Source organism: Phycisphaeraceae bacterium (assembly GCA_019636655.1).
Taxonomy (GTDB): domain Bacteria; phylum Planctomycetota; class Phycisphaerae; order Phycisphaerales; family UBA1924; genus JAHBXB01.
This window is the reverse complement of the sequence record JAHBXB010000003.1, coordinates 293,420-308,582: the sequence shown is the minus strand read 5'-3', so window position 1 is coordinate 308,582 and position 15,163 is coordinate 293,420. Positions and strand designations below refer to the sequence as shown.

Below are 15,163 nucleotides of genomic sequence, written 5' to 3'. Positions count from 1 at the left end.
CTACGACGGGGACTCGGTCGCCGCGAGGATCGTCCCCCGGCATTCGCCGAATCCGATCCGCCGGAACCCTTCTCGCTCGCACGCGGCTCTCATGATGACCTCGTCTCCATCCTGAAGGAACGAGCGGGTCTCGCCGGTCGGCAGGGTGACCGGCTGGCGCGGCAGGGGCTTCTTGTCGGGCCCGTTGCCCTGCCAGGTGAGTTCGAGGAGGCATCCGCGGGTGGAAGGGGCGGTCCCCGAGATGGTGCCCGATCCGAGGAGGTCGCCCGGTTGCAGGTTGCACCCGTTGCTGGCGTGATGAACCAGCATCTGCGCGAAGGTCCAGTAGAGGTCCTTGAACGAGCCCTTGGAGAGCGGGGCCGGTTCAATGCCGCGCTCTCGCATCTGGGCGGACGAGAGGAGCACCTCGACGCTGATGTCATAGCCCCAGGGATCGGCGGTCTGGAGGTAGGGGAGGGGCTGCGGATCATCGGCGTCTCGTGACGGACCGGGGACACGGAATGGCTCGAGAGCCTCGAGCGTGACGATGAACGGAGAGATGGTGCTGGCAAAGTTCTTGGCCAGGAACGGGCCCAGCGGCTGGTACTCCCACTTCTGAAGATCCCGGGCCGACCAGTCGTTGAGGATGCAGACTCCAAAGATATGGTCCCGCACATCCTTCAGCGGAATCGCGTGTCCGAGTTCGTTTCCGCGTCCGACGATCAAGCCGAGTTCGAGCTCATAGTCGAGCATCTTGCAGGGGCCGAACCCCGGTCCGGTGCCAGGGTTGTCCTCGGGCGGCGCCTGCTGGCCCCACGGTCGGCGGATTGGCGTGCCCGAGGGAACGATGGACGACGCCCGTCCGTGGTACCCGATCGGGACGTGCCTGTAGTTGGGGAGGATGGGATTGTCGGGCCGGAACATCGCCCCGACGTTCGTCGCGTGATGTTTCGAGGCGTAGAAGTCGGTGTAGTTCATCGAGAAGACGGGCCGGCTCAGTTGGGTGTCACGGAGGGGCCGCAGGGCTCGCTGACGCAGGCGGCGGATCTGCTGCCCGCCGCCCGCCGCGGCGTCAGCGTGCAGGAACTCCTGCGCCTTTCGGCGGATCGCGAAGGAATAGGCCGGCGAGCGGGCGACGGCGTTCCAGTACTGGGCGTGCAGCAGGTTGGCCAGTGGCGAGTTCTCGGGGTCGCCAAAGATGCCGGCCATGGCGAGCAGGCTGAGGTCGAGCACGCTGTCGCCGATGGCGACACCCAGATGGGTGTGCGTGTGGCCGTCGTGCTCGGCCTCGAAGGCGCACAGCGGGAGGTTCTGGATCGGGAAGTCCGTAGCCGGGTCGTTCGCAGACTCGACCCAGGATTTGAGATTGGGGTCGTGCGTCTCGTTGAGGTGCTCGTTTGGGCGCTGGTCCATGGTCGTTCAGGATAGACGGCCGACACCCGAATGGACGACATCATTCGTTAGAGCAGGCCCAGCTTGCCGAGGTCCTCGACTGGCTCGTCAAAGGAGCAGGAACCGAAGGAGAGCGCAAAGCTGTCGCGGATGCCCTCGATCTCGGTCGCATCGATCTGGCGGTTGCGCCACGCTGCGGATGTGTCGCTGAAGCGGAAGCGAGAAGGGTCGGTTTCCGCGAGGATGCTCTCGATCTCGGTGTGGGGTACCGAGGCCGATCGGGCAAAGCACGCGGCCATGAAGACGTTCAGGAACCCGTGCATCACACCCCGGGGGCACCCCGGTTCGTAGGTGAGGTTGTGTTCCGCACGGACCGGGTGGTGCAGCCCGGCGGTAGCCTTGAAGGGCACGTCCGCGGCGTCGCAGGCGATGATGAACTGGGCAACCAGTTCGGGGCTCGGGAACGCATCGGGGGTAAGGCCGCCGGTACGGATCTTCGCGCCGGCGCCGGCGCCGGCGAGCGCCGCGATCTGGCCGCGGAAGTCGTGGCCCGGTGATGCCGCGATCTCAAAGAACGGGAAGATGTCGTCGGGAAAACTGTCGAGGATCGTGTCGATCTCGTCGGCGTTCGCTTTGGCGGGGAGTTTGAGTTCAGCCGCGTCGACGACCGCGAGGCCCCGGTCCGGGTCCGAGTGCTCGCTGTTGAACGCGAAGATCGCGTCCATGTTCTCGTTGAGGTCGCCGTCGATGAGGGCCGACACCCTCCAAGGCGGGACGGCCCCGGTCATGTCCCGGGAGAGATGGGGGGTCGCGGCCTGCCGGAACTCCTCGAATCGTGAGACGGGACAAATGAACCGTCCGAGCATCCATGCGTGGTCGGCCGTGAGATGCTTGGCGTACGCATCAACCGCCGCCTTCATCGGGAGCTTGGCGGGCGGGAAGAGCCCCGCATAGTCGATCAACCCGGTCAGGAGCGAGCGGAGCGAGCGTTCGGCGATCTGCATGTGGAATGGTAGTGGCGCCGCCACGGTGGGGGCTGCCGCCTCACGCTACTTGGCCAGTTTCGCGATCAGCCGCCAGATGGAGTGCGGCTCGAGGCTCCGGCCGGATCGTGTGTTGAACTGCTCGACAAGCCGGTCAAACTGCTCCGTGAAGGGGAGCTGGTCGCGCTGGCCCAGCGAGCCCACGGCGGCCGTGACCAGTTCGCGGAGCGTTTCCTCCTCCGGCGGGGTGATCACCGGCGGCGCGGAGGCGGCTCTGCCGACCTTCGGGAGTTTTCCTGCTTTGCGGAGGTTCTGCAGGCGGTGGAACACCACTCGCTTGGTGGGCGCCCCGAACGAGTGGAGCGACGCATGGAGGCGATCGAACTCGGGTGTATATGGGAGATCATCCAAAGTGCGGGAGACGGCTGCGTACGCCTGGATCAGCCGTCCATCGGGCGATTCCGGGGGAGTGTCGGTCGGGAACAGCGAGGGATTGGCCGGTGCAGGGCCCGGCTCAGATGGGGAGGCTTCGGGGGCACCGGCACCGGACTCGCCTTCGGGGGTCGATAAACGGCGGTCACCTGGCTTGCCGGGCCGGGGCGAGTCGCCGATCGATGAGGCCCCGTGTCCGGCGGAGACGTACCGCGATACCGCGTTCCTGGCGCCGAGCCACGAGAAAACCTCGTCGCCGATGCGGACTCCCTTGATGTCATGTTCTCGCAGGGCGGCGTTGAAGTCGTCGAGCGTGAGTTGCTCGAGGCTCGGGCGATCAAGCTCGTCGCATCGCCTGACCAGGGCGCCGACCACTTGGTGGGCGGTTCGGAACGGCATGCCACGCGTCACCAAGTACTCGGCGAGCACCGTGGCATCGAGGTGGCCGCGGTGGAGCGTCGGCTCGATGGACGTGGCGACGAACCTGGCGCCGGCGATGATCCGGGCGGTCATCTGCAGGGTGTCCGACACGGTGTCAAACGCGGCGAATACGTGGCGCTTGTCCTCCTGGAGGTCGCGGTTGTAGGCGATCGGGAGGCCCTTGCAGATGGTCAGCATGGCGAGCAGCGATCCGTAGACGGTGCCGCATCGTCCGCGGATCAACTCGAGCATGTCCGGGTTGCGCTTCTGGGGCATCATCGACGACCCGGTCGTGTGAGCGGGAGCGAGCCGCAGGAAGGAGAACTCCGTCGTGCAGTACAGGATCCACTGCTCGGCCCATCTCGAGAGGTGCATCGCGGTGCGGGCCAGGGCGTAGAGGAAATCGAGGGCATCGTCGCGTGAGGCGGTGGCTTCGATCGAGGATGCGGAGGCCGAAGTAAACTCCAGCAGCTCCGCGGCGTGCTCTCGATCAAGGGGGAGCGTTGATCCCGCGACCGCGCCGGAACCGAGGGGAGAGTCTTCCTTTCCGCGGGCCTCCAGGCGATTGAACATCCGGCGGTCGGCGGCGAGCATCTCGTGCCAGGCGAGGAGTTCGGCGCTCAGCCGGATCGGCTGTGCACGCTGGAGGTGCGTGTACGCGGGCATGATGATGTCGCCCTGGTTCTGCGACAGGGCGGCGAGTGCGGCCATGCAGTCATCGAGGAGCGAGGCCATCGTCGCCGCGGCGTCCCGCAACCAGAGCCGGAGATCGAGGGCGACCTGGTCGTTGCGGGAGCGGCCGGTGTGGAGCTTCCGGCCCGCATCCCCGATCCGGTCGATCAGCGCGGCCTCGATGCACATGTGAACATCTTCGAGGTCGATCCGCCAGCCGGGCCAGGCACCCGGCACCCCAACGGCGTTCGGGCCGGCCGGCGCCGATTCGATCTCATCGCGGAGTTCGCTGAGCCCCTGCTCGATCGAGGCGAGCTCGGGCGATGTGAGAAGCCCGACGGACCTGAGCATCCGGGCGTGGGCGATCGAGCCGCGGATGTCGGCCTCGTACAGGCGAGTGTCATACGAGAGGGACTCGACGAATCGAGCGGCCAGCGGGTCCGCCTCCGATCCCCCGGACTTGGCGTGCTCCCAGGGCTTGGGCTTCGGGTGGTTCGTCGCCATCAGTCCACGTCGTAGGAGACCAGCCGCCCGGCGTTGTCGATGACGAGCAGCCGGCCCTCACCGGGCTTTCGGGACGGATTCCAGGCGTGGACATTCCAGCCGGTCTCGGTCTGCCTGACGACGATCGGTGACATCGAGGCCCACTCCTCTCGCTTGCCAACTTCGGCGCGGGCGATCCCTTCGACCGTTGTCGGGTTCAGCCCATGGACATCGGTCACGTTGAACACGGCCCGTGGCTGGTCGAACCCGCCCGGTGTGCACTCGGCGATCCAGAGCTGGCTCGACGGCCGCTGCTCCCCGGCGGCGAGCGGGCCCCGCTGTGCGGTCCACATGAACAAGGAGCCATCGGGCGAGAACACGGGCAGTACGTCGGCTCCATCTGCAAACGTGACCCTGCGCTTGGCGATTCGAGACGGGGGGGAATCGAGATCGACTTCGCAGGTGTAGACCTCGTAGTTCTGATGTCCCTGGGCGCTGGTCCCGTACACGAGCAGCCGCCCCGAAGGATGAAAGAAGGGAGCCCAGGAGACGTTGGAGTCATCCGTCAGAGCGTGCTCGCGGGTGATTCCTACGGGCACTCCCTCCTCGTTGTAGAGGAGTTCGGCGACATACAGCTGCAGCAGGTCATCGCCCTTGCGATCGGATCGGTAGCAGATCAGTTTCTCGTCGGGGGAGAAGAACGGGCCGCCGTCGTACCCCTCGCCGGTGACCAATGGGTAATGCTGGTTGGTCTTCGTGTCGTATACGAAGATGTCCGCGTCGGGGCGCCCGCGGGTTTGTTCGTCACGCACGTGCGCGTACAGGACGAACCGGCCGTTCTTCGACCACGAGCACTCGGCGTCGTAGTTGTTGCGGGCCACGAGACGTTGCGGCGAGGTATCCGAGGGTGTCGGCGCGGCTGCGGCGGGGTCATCAGCGGCGATCTCGGGAACCACTCTGGTGACGACATCCATCTCTTCCGGGAACATCCAGACATACTTCCGCTCGCCGACCGAGAAGCCGGACTTCTGCGTGTTCGCCGGAGCACCTATCGTGGAGCCGAAGAGAATCCGCCACGGCTCGGTCGGGTGGAACCATCCGCAGGTGTTCGCCGAGCCGGGTGGAGAAACGAGGATTGGGGTCGCGATTCCGGTTACCTGACCGGCCTGGTTTCGGACCAGCTTCGCGACGTACATCGAATAGAACGGATCGACCTGTTCGCCCTCCTTCGGCACCGGTACGGCTTGGAAGATGATCCACTTTGAGTCCGGCGAGAAGTAGGCCTCGCCGGCCTTGACAAACATGTCCCGTGAGGTGATCTGAGTCTGGTAGCGAAGGAGGGGTGCTTCGAGCGTGGGCCAATCCAAGGGTTGGCTCCCAGCCCGTTCTGTTGGCTCCCCGTGGCCTCCCGCAACCGGCCTCTGGGCATCCGCGGGAGGGTCGGCGGCGAGGGCGACAAGCACGATGGCAAGGGCGGCTGACGGCACCATGGACTCCTCGATCTGGCGACCCTGAGGGGCGCGCGAAAGCCTAGGCTCAGATCCACTGTGGGCGGGTCGCCTGGCGCGGGACAGGGGCAAGAGGGAGGAAAGGCGGTTGTGCGTACAGGGATGTGCAATGGCTTCAGTCCCCAGCAGGGATCTCTGCGAGTGGTCCACGCCACGGACCGCTACGCGGTGGTCGACAAGCCCGCGGGGCTGCTGTCGGTCCCTGGCAAGGGCGAGGCAGGGGTTGACTGTGTGCCGGTGCGAGTTCAGGGGATGTTTCCCGCCGCGACGGGACCGCTGACGGTCCACAGGCTGGACATGGATACGTCCGGGCTGCTGGTGGTGGGCCTTGATGCCGGGGCTCAACGCGAGTTGTCGATGCAGTTTGAGCGGCGGGAGGTCCAGAAGGCGTACGTCGCTGTGGTGGATGGGGTGGTCGCTTGCGACAGCGGGACGATCGAGGTGCCGATTCGGCCGGATTATGCCAACAGGCCGTACCAGGTGGTGGACCGATCCCACAAGCGGCCAGCGGTGACGTGCTACAAGGTTCTTGGCAGGGAGGGTGGGTGCTCGCGTCTGGAACTCGTCCCGATGACGGGGCGGACGCACCAACTGCGGATCCATTGTGCCGACCCATCATGCTGGGGACAGCCGGGAGAATCGGCCGGGCGGGTGAACGGCACGGGCCACCCGATCCTTGGGGACGTGCTGTACGGACCGCAGCCACGAACCTCGCTCGCCGCGGCGAGGCTGCTGTTGCATGCGTGCAGGCTGGGGTTTACAGAGCCGGGAACGGGGCGGAGGGTGGAGTTCGAGAGCGAGTCGCCGTTTTGAGTGTTCGGCAATGTCTGGTTGTCGCGTCGGCACAGACGTGGTTGCAATCCATTGCGATCCATGTTGTATCATGACCACGCTCCGGCTGGTGGAGCCGGATGGGCATTGTGGAGGTTGCCATGCGGGATCATTTGCTGCGGTTGATCATTGTGTGTGGAGTGTACCTTGGAGCGGTGACGCCGGTTGTCGTTCAAGCAAGTACTTGGGCGAACGCTGCTCGAGTTGGCGCGGCGTACTGCTCAGATACTGCCCAGTTGGTCGGTATCCGGTTCAAGGATGAGGACGTCTCGACGGCGCTGGACATGCTCGAAGCGGGCGACGGAGTGGGTGCGGCGGACCTTCTGACGCGAGTGCTGACCGACAAGAATGCGGCTCGCAACGTCGAGCGTGACCAGGAACTGAAGGCGGCGCTCGGGCTGGTGTACGCTCGGACAGGGCAACGGCAGAAAGCGACCGCGTCGCTGTCAGGGGTAGCGAGTGCTTCGCAGAAGACATCAATCGTGCGACGCGCCGAGGTCATGAAGATGGCTGTAATCGCGTCGCACAAGGAGGGCACGGCCGGCTCGAAGGACCTGTGGCCTCGGGAGGATTGGCTGGAGACTCTGCGCGGAGTCCGGAGAGACCTTGAGCTGAAACTCCAGAAAGAGCAGGATTTGCTCATGGAGAAGGCGAAGGTCGAGAAATTTGTCGAGATCAAGCCGGTTCTGGCCGCAACCGCCACGATCATCGATCAAGTCATGGTGATCGAGGTTGATCGAGATGCGTCGGTAGCAGTTGTGAAGGACCACTCGAGGGCGCTGACGGACACTATTGGACGGATCCTCTCCCAGATTGCGACGATCCGGGGGCGGGTCTCCGAGCTCGAACGGAAGCGGGCCGGCATCACCGGGCCCAAATCGCAAGGGGCTCGCGACCAGGTCAGCCGGTCGATTGAGAGGGAGCAGACTCGGATCAGGGAGGCGAATGAAGCTGTCCAGCAGCTGCAGCGAGAGCAGAGCCGACTGAACCGTATTGTGAAGTAAGTTCTGGCAGGCTGAGTCTGTCCTAACGCCGAAAGAGCACAGGAGCGGCTGCTGTGCCAACAAGCAGGTAAACGCGTTGTCCGTCCGGGGAACAGGCGGAGGCAATGGAGGCTGCCTTGTCCTCGAACCACGTCCGCCTGCCGAGCGTGATCTCTGCGGGGGCGGCAAACTCCAGGCCGCCCAGGTTGCGAAGCACCGTGAGACCGTGGCCGTACTTGGTTGCAATCGCGATATCTGGCAGTCCGTCGCCGTCGAGGTCGTTGATCGTCAGGGCGCAGGGGGATACACCAACCGGGACGAGGCTCTGACGCCAGGATCCGCTCGGGTCCTTTACGAGGATCGACAGCCGGTCCATCGCGGCATCAAGCGACAGGACTTCGAACTGTCCATCGGAGTCAACGTCGGCGGCCGCAAGGGAGGTCGAGTCAATCGGTGGCAGCACCTCCAGGGCGTGGAGGGTCGAAGTGCCCGCGGTGTCGGCGATCGCGAGAACAAGGGCGGGGGCCGCGGCTCCTCTCGCGGCGATAAGTTGCTGGGGCGCATTGGGAGCGGGCCGTGGGACCGCGGCCAGTGCCGAGACCCCGGCTAACGCCGAGATGCGTGAGGGGGCGCCGAGAGAGTGGCCGGAGTTCTCCAGGAGATAGAGGCCAGCTTCCGGGCCGGCCGTAATCGAGACGACCACGTCGGGCGCGGCGTCGCCGACGAGGTCCACGAACGCGACCACGGCTGGTGGCGCAGGAAGCGGCGTAATGACGGGAGTCGCCGGCTGTCCGTCGCTGCCAATGTGAACAAGACCGGCGGAGGTAGGGGTGACGAACCCGACCATCGTCTTGGCCGGCTCGCTGCGGTCGAGAAAAGCGACCGCGGCAGCCGGGCCTGGAATGTCGACGCGGGACGCTGGCGACGTTCCGCTCAGGATGACGAGTTCGTTACGGTTTGCCGGCGCCGCCACGGATAGTTCGCTCTGCACGTGTGTTGCGACTGGGCCAATCGGTCCTGGCACGGGGAGGTAGGCGGGCGCGTCGTAGAGCCAGGCGGGCGGGAGGGCGTACGGAGCCAGCGTTGGCAGAGCGGCGTCTGGTCGATAGGCGAGCAGGAGCCACGGGGTCCGGTCGGGGTAGTGGCCGACCAGATCGTGGGCGGCCGAGGAGTCGAGCTCTCGCGCCCAGAGCACCTGCTGAGCGTCCGGGTCGGCGCCGTTGTAGATCCACTCCTCGTGGGGAAGGCAGTCGCGGCCGTGGCGCAGCAGGATCAGGTGCTTCCCGCCCTGGGCGGTGAGCGAGTCGATGAGGTGTTGACGATGCGCGGGCCATTCCAGGTTCCGGTAGACATAGGGAACGGCTCCGAGCGAGAAGGCAAGAGAGACGACCTGTGTGACGACGATGGCGCGAGCCACACTGGGTCCGCGCGGTCTATTGGCGGCAAGTCGCCGCAGGCCGGCGACAACAAGCAGAAACAGCAGGGGCGCCGAGGGGGCCATGTAGTGCGGGTTGAACCAGACCGTGAGTAGAGTGGCCGTGAAGCAGAAGCCGATCGTGCCGAGTGCGAATCGCACCCAGCGATCGGGCGTGACCGAGAGCCGCCACGCGCGGCGCTGCAGGAGACCCGCGAGCGAGAGGGACAGAGCGGGGCCAAGGTAAAAGGCCCAGTAGATCCGCTGCTTGTCGGCGGAGGCAACAAGGGCGCCGCGGAGCGACCGTTCCTGCTCGTAGGTCTTATATTCCCAGCCTGCGTGGAAGTCCTCGAGCTTGCGGTCGCGGTACTCTGGAACCGGAGGCGGGGGCTCGAGCAGGAACGTGGGGGTCGCCGAGTAGGTCGCGGCGTGGAGTTGGTAGGGGAGGCGAAGCGGGCTGCCGGTGATCGCCCGGTTGTAGGCTCCCATCATGCCGGCACCGATGACGAGCACCGTGGTGAGCGGTATGGCGACCCGCCCGAGTGTCGAACCGAGTGTGGGGCGGTCTTGGCGGAACAAGAACCTCATGGTCAGGACCAGCGCCACAGGGAGTGAGGCGACAAGGCCCTCGTACGGACGGGAGTTCGCGAGAAGCAGCAGCCCGGCACCGAGGACCAGGCTGCTGCCCGTACTCGGGCGGTCGTAGAGCCGGCGGGCGGCTCCGAGCATCAAGGCGCCGCCGAGGAACGCGACCGAGCCACCCCAATACCCATGGCCCCACCACGCAACGATCCCCGGATGGAGCGAGGCGAGCAGTCCGCCAACCAGCGCCCACCTCGCGGGGACGAAGGCGCGGAGCATCCAGCAGAGGGCGGAACATGCGGCGGCTGACGCCACCCACGCTCCGACAAGGGGCTCCCCGGTGATGACCTGTCCTAGGGCTAGGAAGAGGCCCTGGGCCGGGGGGTACTTGGAGGCGTACGTCGGCTGCTGGAGGACGTGCTCGGTCTCAAAGTGGGGCCACATCGGGCTTGGCGGGTTCGTCAGTCGTCCGTGCGCGAAGGTGTCGGCGGCGAGGAGGTACGAGAACTCATCCTGCACGCGAGGCCAGGGCCAGTGGATGGCGGCGACGAGCGCGTCGAGCGAGAGGCTGACCAGTGCTACGGCTAAGAGCGAAAGGACGCGGCGCCGTGCGAGCCGGCCCAGTCCAGCTGCGAATCGGTGCGGGAGGATGCGGCGGGGCTGACGCTGAAACTGTCCAAGCAGCAGCAACGCCGCGAGTGTCGCCGCCTGGACGATGACAAGGAAGATGAACAGTGTGGTGAGGGGATCGCGCTGGAGCATCGTTTCCGCGAGCGTGCGAGGGCGCTGCACTTCAGCCGGATCGCGGCGTGCGGAGTATAGATCAAAGAGGTTGGGCTTCGCGTGCGGACCTGCAGGCTTGCTAGAGGCAGGACAGCCATGCCTGCACGAACGCGGCGATATCCTCCGGGCCGGCGGAGCCATTTTCGCTCAAATCGGTGACCGTGGTATTGGCAATCACGTCCGCGACCCACGCCTGAATGAACGCGGCGATGTCGACGGGGGTCGTCGATCCGCTGCGGTCCCAGTCTCCGGCACAGAACGTGCCGAAGAACGCGACATCGGCGGCGTCGATGAGACCGTCCCCGTTGATGTCGCAATGGCTGAAGCTGTACGCGAAATCGGGGATCCGGACCGAGCCATTCACGACGCCGTCGGCGTCGCTCCATCCGCCGTCGTACTGGGCAATGCAGGCCGAGACCGCGTCACGATCAAGGAGATTGGCCTGTCCGTCGGAGTTCATGTCGCCCCGAACCTGCTCGAAGCCGACGTCGGTCCAGACGTAGATAGCGTCGCCGGAGAAGGCGTAGGTTGTGCCAACAATGGCCGAGGCGCGCCACTGCGTGTAGTTGAGTTGATCAATCGCCTGCTCGTTGCGCCAGCGGTCGGTCAGGACGAATGTGGGGCCGCTCAGTGGCCCGCCATTGTTGCCCAAGGCTCCCTGGATCACGTCCTCGAGGGCCTCCTGGATGCTTGAGTGGTTGGGGATGCCGCCGGTGGGCGTATCGATGACAGTATCAATGGGTTGGACCGGCTGACCTGTCACCATCGCCGCGCCCTGCGGATCGAGCGGAAAGACCAGGGATATGGTGGTGCGATCGGTTGCGAGCGAGTGTGAGAACTGCAGGCGAACCATCGGATCGTACATGCCGACGGTGCTGCCGCCGGTGACGATACTCGCGTTCTGGTAGCCACCGGCACGCTGGAAAAAGCGTCCGCACAGCGTCCACGTCTCTCCCGGCCCGAAGATCAGGTCGGACATGTCAGTCCGAGACTCAATGGTAAACGACGTGCAGCCGCAGAGTGCGAGCGTGAAGTCCGCGCCGGACCGCTCGTAGTAGGGGGGTGAAAAGAAGTTGAAGTCAATGTCGTTCCCATGCCGTGCCGTACGCTGACCGATCGAGCCCGTGGGCAACCCGCCGAAGCGAGCAGCGTTCGCCAGGTACCGGAACACGGCGGGGCCGGTCATCTCGCCGCCAGTATCGCGATCGCGGTCGACGTCAAACTCGAAGAATCCGTACACCGGGCTGGGGCCGTACTGGGTTGGGCTGTAGTCGAACGGGTCGATCGAACCCGGCGGGTTGAGAAGACCGGCAAACACGATGTCGATCCTGAGGACATGCGAACCGCCCTGGGCATGAGCCGAGCCGCCGAAGATGTTCGAGGGCGACGCGGGGACCCAGCCTCTGAGAGTCAACGACAGGAGATCGGGGAGTGTCGCCGCGGGGAGGAGCGGCCTTGTGCCGCCGCTGTCAGTCCGGCGGATGACCGCATCCTGGGCCGGATCCGTGAAGACCGCGGGATCGTCGGACCGGCCGAACACCACGGCCGGCATGGCCATGAGAAGCAACACACTGAGGGCGAGCCAGCACCTCACGTTCGGCTAGCCTCCTTCGTGTGCGACTCGAGCCGGTACCGGTCGATGCGGTATCGCAGGCTGCTTCGCTGCATGCCGATGAGGCGGGCGGCGCGGGAGACGTTGCCGCCGGTCCGCGCGAGAGCCTGGATGATGAGCTCCCGCTCGACGCCGTCGGCGGTATGGGTACCGGCGTCGAAATCGAAGGTAATCGACTGGGTGGTCGCCGCCCCTGACGCGGGGGCAGCCGCGGCAGAGGGGCCGGCAACCGTGTGGCCATTGAGACTGGGCAACGACTCCGTCGATGAGTGTGTCGAGGACGTCGGGAGCGCCAGATCGTGGGGCTCGATCACATGGTCGTCACACAGCATGACGGCGCGCTGAATCGCGTTTACAAGTTCGCGTACATTGCCAGGCCAGCTGTGGTTTGCCAACGCTTCCCTGGCCGCGGCGCTCAGCGACATCGGCTTGCGGCCGTAGCGCCGGGCCAGCCGGGCGACGAACGCCTCGGCGAGTTCGACGGCATCGCCGGGGCGTTCACGGAGTGGCGGAATCCTGATTGTCAGTGCGTTGAGGCGGTAGAGCAGGTCCCGTCGGAAGGTCCCCGCTGCGGCGCGCTGCTCGAGGTCCTGGTTTGATGCGGCAATGATGCGGACCTGGACCGAGCGCTCCCGGCTTCCTCCGACGCGGCGAAACGTGCCTCGTTCAACAACAAGAAGGAGCTTGGATTGAAACTCGATCGGGGTTTCGCTGACCTCGTCAAGAAAAATCGTTCCGCCATCGGCCATTTCGAAAAGCCCGGCACGGGCGTCGCGGGCGTCGGTGAATGCGCCCTTCTCGTGCCCAAAGAGTTCGGACTCAACGAGGCTCGGCGGCAGGGCGGAGCAGTTGACGTGGACGAAGGGTGGCACGCCTGAAGTACCGGCACTTCCGGGGCGCGCCGCCTCGTGCTCGCAGGCGCGAGCGTGAACGTATCGAGCGAGCACCCCTTTCCCGACGCCCGTCTCTCCGAGCAGGAGGATGCAGGGGAGCGTCGACTCGTGGGCGCCCGCCGGCAACAGCGGCATCGAGGCGAGTTTCGCGGCCATCGATAGGGTGTGGCGCCAGGGTGGGCTCGATCCGAGGATCTCGTTGGATTGGTCGCGAGCCTGCTCCATGCGTTCGTACAGTCGGAGGCGCCGACTGGCTGTCCGGCGCTCCAGCCAGCGGTCGGTCTGCAAGGCGAGTTCCTCAAGGCTCAGGGGCTTCTGAAGGTAATCATCGGCCCCATCCTGCATCGCTGCGACTGCACTCTCGATCGTTCCGTAGGCCGTCATCACAACGATGACCCCATCGAACCCACCGCTGGCCTGGCTTGCCCTCAACTCACGGACAAGGTCGAGGCCGGTCTCGGAGCCCAGCATCACATCGGTGAGCACAAGGTCGAACTCGGCGCGCGCCAGATGTGCCCTCGCGTCTCGCAGGCAGCCGGCTTCCGAAACCTCGTGTCCTGATTTCGTAAGGGTGCGATTGATCGCGAGGCGTAGATTCTGTTCATCCTCGATGACGAGAATTTTCGCCACCTGTTGCTCCTAGGGCATTCAACTCCAACTGGTTGCCGCCTTCGGCACCCGAGATTCCATACGGAAGCCGGATCGTAAAGGTCGCTCCCGGCCCGCCAAAGCCGTGATTACCGGTCACGGCTGCATCCTCGACGGTCACGCGACCGCCGTGGGCGCGGACAACCTGTTGGCACACTGCAAGTCCAATGCCGTTGCCGTCACGCTTGGTGGTGAAGTATGGGTTGAAGATTCTGGTGATCAGCTCAGGAGGCACTCCGGGCCCCTGGTCGGAGACCTGGATCCACCATTCGCGCGGAGCGGGTCCGGGCGGGATGGAGGCTGAGATCGTCACGGTTCCGCCGGGCGGCGAGACGTCGATCGCGTTTGCGATGACTGCGGACACGGCCTGCTCGAGGTGACGAGCATCAAAGACCGCCAGTCTGGGAGCGGTGTCGCATTTCAACACCAGCGTGATGCCCTTGGTCTGCGCGATGGGTTGATGGACGTGTGTCAGTCCTTCGAGCAACGGCACGATGTCGGATGACTCCCGTTGGATCTTGAGCGGCGCCGTGGCGCCGAGGAGTTCTTTGAGCCAGCCCTCGAACCGGTCCACAGCCGCGATGATGCGGTGCTGATTCTCGCGGAGTCCGGCTGACGCGGCATCGCGTGGCAGTTCGGATCGAGTGAGCTCGGCGAGGCCGCGGATCCCGGCCAGCGGGTTGCGAAGGTTGTGCGCCAGCCGCCGCACCATCTCACCAATAGCCGCGAGTCGCTCCCTCTCGATCTGCTCGTTCAGAAGGGTGCGGACCATGGAGGCCATGTGGTTAACCTCGGCGCTCAGCAGGGCGAGTTCGTCGGAACCGTCGACGGGCAGTCGGTGGTCGAAGTCGCCGCCGCCGATGCGAGAGGCCGCCGTGCGGAGGCGCGATACAGGCCTGAGGATCCACCGGCGGACGAAGAGGAATGCCAAGGCTCCCATCAATGCCACCCAGAGGAACGAAAGTCGGAGAATCCAGAGCAGCCGCGAGCGAAGGAGCGAGGCGTCGAACGCGACGATCTGGCCGGTGTCATTCAGGATGTGCCGCTCGGCCAGTTCGATCAGGTCGTGCAGATCGGCTGTGGCCGCGAACACCCCCGCCCGGTCCGCCGGGCCGGCATCGCGGAGCAGGGCGTCGACGCCGGTGCGGCATTCTTCAACTCTCGCAGCGATGTTCAGCGCGGTGCTTCGGCCCACTCGGGAGACATACCACTCGTTGCTCTCAAGATCGGCGAGTCGCGCGACCAGCGCTTCGGTATCGGCGGTCAGGGTCGCGCGATCAGGTTCGCCAGAGCCGCTCGGCGGAGCACCGGAATCCCCCCGGGTTCTCGCCAGACGTGATCGCCCGCCGGCGCCGGCGTTGATGGCCTCGACGTGCTCCTTCATGGCGCCCAATCCACGCAGCACCCCGGCGCTTGCCGCGGCCGGACGGATAGTTGTCTGGTCGCGGACATCGATGACCCACCACGCAGCATAAAGGCTGCCGACGACGGCGACGCCGATCATGCCGAACAGGATCGCGAAGCGTGAGAGCAGGGACATCGCGGCTC

At 65.6% G+C, this 15,163-nt stretch carries 10 protein-coding genes; 2 read left to right on the top strand and 8 right to left on the bottom strand.

Translation table 11 applies throughout. From position 1 onward, the window contains the following. The 4 genes from fahA to KF745_11070 are packed head-to-tail and all read right to left on the bottom strand — an operon-like array spanning nt 1 to nt 5,851. Nucleotides 1–1,392: a fumarylacetoacetase gene (gene fahA, locus KF745_11085; protein MBX3358957.1), complete on the bottom strand. Its 1,392-nt coding sequence runs from the start codon at nt 1,390–1,392 to the stop codon at nt 1–3. A gap of 47 nt (nt 1,393–1,439) precedes the next feature. Continuing rightward, nucleotides 1,440–2,375: a hypothetical protein gene (locus KF745_11080; GenBank protein MBX3358956.1), complete on the bottom strand. Its 936-nt coding sequence runs from the start codon at nt 2,373–2,375 to the stop codon at nt 1,440–1,442. A gap of 45 nt (nt 2,376–2,420) precedes the next feature. Then, nucleotides 2,421–4,382, bottom strand: a complete 1,962-nt coding sequence (gene argH / locus KF745_11075) for an argininosuccinate lyase (protein MBX3358955.1) — start codon at nt 4,380–4,382, stop codon at nt 2,421–2,423. Further along, nucleotides 4,382–5,851: a PD40 domain-containing protein gene (locus KF745_11070; protein MBX3358954.1), complete on the bottom strand. Its 1,470-nt coding sequence runs from the start codon at nt 5,849–5,851 to the stop codon at nt 4,382–4,384. Before KF745_11070 ends, argH begins: the two co-directional genes overlap by 1 nt. A 159-nt stretch (nt 5,852–6,010) precedes the next feature. On the opposite strand from KF745_11070, the gene KF745_11065 reads away from it, so the two are divergent. Together KF745_11065 and KF745_11060 are read left to right on the top strand one after the other, a co-directional pair. Further along, on the top strand, nt 6,011–6,682 hold the full coding sequence (locus tag KF745_11065; GenBank protein ID MBX3358953.1) for an RluA family pseudouridine synthase: 672 nt from the start codon (nt 6,011–6,013) through the stop codon (nt 6,680–6,682). Between the two features lie 98 nt (nt 6,683–6,780). Continuing rightward, nucleotides 6,781–7,704 (top strand): hypothetical protein, encoded by a 924-nt coding sequence (locus tag KF745_11060; protein MBX3358952.1) that lies wholly within the window; start codon nt 6,781–6,783, stop codon nt 7,702–7,704. Nucleotides 7,705–7,726: 22 nt separating this feature from the next. On the opposite strand, the gene KF745_11055 is transcribed toward KF745_11060, so the two are convergent. The 4 genes from KF745_11055 to KF745_11040 all read right to left on the bottom strand — a co-directional run bounded on the left by KF745_11055 (nt 7,727) and on the right by KF745_11040 (nt 15,155). Next, a complete protein-coding gene (locus KF745_11055; protein MBX3358951.1) occupies nt 7,727–10,441 on the bottom strand; it encodes a VCBS repeat-containing protein in 2,715 nt (904 codons plus the stop codon). Nucleotides 10,442–10,541: 100 nt separating this feature from the next. Further along, entirely contained in the window at nt 10,542–12,056 is a 1,515-nt protein-coding gene (locus KF745_11050; protein ID MBX3358950.1) for a hypothetical protein, read from the bottom strand. Further along, the gene (locus KF745_11045) at nt 12,053–13,597 is read right to left on the bottom strand and encodes a sigma-54-dependent Fis family transcriptional regulator (GenBank protein ID MBX3358949.1); all 1,545 of its coding nucleotides are present in this window, start codon (nt 13,595–13,597) and stop codon (nt 12,053–12,055) included. Before KF745_11045 ends, KF745_11050 begins: the two co-directional genes overlap by 4 nt. Continuing rightward, nucleotides 13,569–15,155 carry a HAMP domain-containing protein gene (locus KF745_11040; protein ID MBX3358948.1) on the bottom strand — a complete coding sequence of 529 codons (1,587 nt, stop codon included), beginning with the start codon at nt 15,153–15,155 and terminating at the stop codon, nt 13,569–13,571. Before KF745_11040 ends, KF745_11045 begins: the two co-directional genes overlap by 29 nt. Between the last annotated feature and the right edge of the window lie 8 nt (nt 15,156–15,163).